This is a genomic window from Microbacterium sp. UBA3394 (genome assembly GCF_002358725.1).
GTDB lineage: Bacteria > Actinomycetota > Actinomycetes > Actinomycetales > Microbacteriaceae > Microbacterium > Microbacterium luteum.
In genome coordinates, this window is the sequence record NZ_DEPK01000040.1 from 1 (window position 1) to 2,901 (window position 2,901).

A 2,901-nucleotide genomic window follows, 5' to 3' on the forward strand; every position below is an offset into this window, starting at 1 on the left:
CGACGTCATCGAGATCACACGGGCCGTGCATTACGCCGGCGGTCAGGTCTACGTCGACGGCGCGAACCTCAACGCCCTGCTGGGTTTCGCCCGCTTCGGAGACCTCGGCGGCGACGTCTCGCACCTGAACCTGCACAAGACCTTCGCGATCCCGCACGGCGGCGGCGGTCCGGGCGTCGGACCCGTCGCCGCGAAAGCCCACCTCGCCCCGTTCCTGCCGTCGCACGCGCAGGCGCAGCGGGCCGAACATGCCGGCGGACACGTGTTCGACGGCGGCCCCGTCTCCGCGGCGCCGTACGGTTCGGCGTCGATCCTGCCGATCTCTTGGGCGTATGTGCGCCTCATGGGAACGCGGGGCCTCACCGAGGCCACGGCGTCGGCGGTGCTGGCGGCGAACTACATCGCGGCGCGACTGAAGGACCACTTCCCGGTGCTCTACGCCGGGGAGAACGGCCTCGTCGCCCATGAGTGCATCCTCGACCTCCGCCCGCTGCGCGAGTCGACGGGCATCACGGTCGACGACGTCGCCAAGCGACTCATCGACTACGGCTTCCACGCCCCGACGATGTCGTTCCCGGTGGCGGGCACCCTCATGGTCGAGCCGACCGAGTCGGAAGACCTTGCGGAGCTCGACCGGTTCGTCGAGGCGATGATCGCGATCAAGGGCGAGGCCGACCGCGTCGCGACGGGGGAGTGGCCGGTCGGCGACAACCCCCTCGTGAACGCCCCGCACACGGCGGCATCGATCGCCGCGGCCGGTTGGCCGCATCCCTACTCCCGTGAGACCGCGGTCTTCCCCGTTCGCAGCCTCGTGCGCACGAAGTACTGGCCGCCGGTGCGTCGCATCGACCAGGCCTACGGCGATCGCAATCTCGTCTGCGCCTGTCCGCCGCCGAAGGCCTTCGCCTGACCCCGTCGCGAGACCCGGGTTCGCGTCCGACACCCGGGTCTCGGCGGTCGGGGGTCAGAAGAGGGCCGGCCAAAGGGTGACCGCCAGCGGATAGCCGACGAAGGCGACGACGTCGAGCAGCGTGTGGGCGATCACGAGAGGCATGACGCGACCCCAGCGGTGGTAGCACCAGCCGAAGACGACACCCATCGCGATGTTGCCGACGATCGCTCCGAAGCCCTGGTAGGCGTGGTACGCGCCGCGCAGGGCGGCGGTCGAGAGGATGATCGTCCACGTCGACCACCCCACGCGCCGCAGCCGATCGAAGAGATAGCCGATGAAGATGACCTCCTCTGTCAGTCCCGCCCGGAGCGCTGACAGGGCGAGGAGCGGAATCGTCCACCATGCCGCGTCGAGGGGCGAGGCCACCACCGAGACGGTGACCCCGAGGGCGCGTCCGGCGGCGTAGAGCGCCAGCCCGGGGATGCCGATCACGGCCGTCAGGAGCACGCCGCGGCCGAGGTCGCCGCCGAAGCGGGAGAAGTCCAGGCCGATCCGGCGCAGTGCGCTCTTGCCGGGTTCCCACAGCAGGTAGACCACGAGCGCGACCAGGGCGAGATCGAAGAAGACGTCGAGCAGCCGATAGAGGGCATCCCACAGCGCGAGGTCGTCGCGCGCGGTGTTCAGCTGCGCCTCCTGCTGCCCGAGCGGGGTCTCGACCAGGAGGCGTCGCACGAGGGTGAGCAGGCTGTAGACGGCGGACTGTCCCACGGTCACGGCGAGGACCAGACCGATCTCCCACCACGTGCGAGCGTTGCCGAAACGTGCAGAGTCGGGAGCGGGGGACGGCGTCACGTTGTCAGATTGTCACATTCCGGTCGCCTTGAGTTAAGGCTCTGTAACGTTTGCCAAGGATGTTTTGACCATCTCCCACCCCGTGCTTAGGGTTTTCCCATCCGCGCCTGAGCCGGGTCATACCCGGGGTCAGGCGCATAAACCTGCACAGGAGGAATAGTGAGAATCAAGCGCTTCGCGACGGCGGTGGGCCTCACCGCGGTCGGAGCCCTGGTGGTTTCGGGCTGCGCGCCCGGCGGCGACAGCGGCGACTCGGGTCTGGTCGAGGGATCATCCATCACCGCCGCATGGAACCAGGCGTTCTATTCGATGAACGGCAACACGTCGTTCGGAAACGCCACGGCGAACAACAACATCAACTACTTGGTGCTCGACGGGTTCAACTACTACAACAACACCCCGGAGCTCGTGCAGAACACCTCGTTCGGCACCTACGAGCTGGTGTCGGAAGACCCGCTCACGGTCACCTACACCGTCGCCGAGGGCGTCAACTGGTCCGACGGCACTCCTGTGGACGCCGCCGACCTGATGCTGAACTGGGCCGCGCTCTCGCGCGCGCTGGACACGCCGGACTTCGACCCGAACGACTTCGTCGACCCCGACACCGGTGAGTTCACCGACGCGTTCCCGACCGACGTCGTCTACTTCGACTCGGGTGCGACTCCCGACTCGGGCATGGGCCTGGTCACGGAGACCCCGGAGATCGGCGACGACGGCCGGTCGATCACGATGACCTTCAACGAGCCGTTCGTGGACTGGGACCTGGTCTTCACCTCGCCGCTTCCGGCCCACATCATCGCCGAGAAGTCCCTCGACATCGAGGATGCGGACGAGGCCAAGCAGGCCGTGCTCGACGCGATCGAGTCCGAAGACGCCGCCGCGCTCGCGCCGATGGCCTCCTTCTGGAACTCGGGCTTCAACTTCACCGAGATGCCGGAGGACACCGACCTCGTGACCGCGAGCGGGCCGTACATGATCAGCGACTACGTCGCCGACCAGTACGTCACCCTCACCGCGAACCCCGAGTACGCCGGTGACAACTCGCCGAACATCGAAGAGATCACCATCCGCTTCATCCCCGACCCGCTCGCTGCGGTGCAGGCGCTGGAGAACGGTGACGTCGACATCATCCAGCCGCAGGCGACCGCCGACATCAC

Annotated in this window: 2 protein-coding genes and 1 pseudogene; 2 read left to right on the forward strand and 1 reads right to left on the reverse strand. The window is 67.7% G+C overall.

What is annotated here, in order from left to right:
• Positions 1–910: pseudogene (locus B4E30_RS02190) on the forward strand (glycine dehydrogenase (aminomethyl-transferring)); the annotation flags it as partial.
• A 54-nt stretch (positions 911–964) separates the two neighbouring features.
• Here B4E30_RS02190 and B4E30_RS02195 read toward each other — a convergent pair.
• Positions 965–1,744 carry a CPBP family intramembrane glutamic endopeptidase gene (locus B4E30_RS02195; protein ID WP_286793289.1) on the reverse strand — a complete coding sequence of 260 codons (780 nt, stop codon included), beginning with the start codon at positions 1,742–1,744 and terminating at the stop codon, positions 965–967.
• A 159-nt stretch (positions 1,745–1,903) separates the two neighbouring features.
• Between B4E30_RS02195 and B4E30_RS02200 the strand changes: the two genes are divergently transcribed.
• The coding region (locus tag B4E30_RS02200) for an ABC transporter substrate-binding protein (RefSeq protein WP_286793290.1) at positions 1,904–2,901 on the forward strand (998 nt) is incomplete at its 3' end.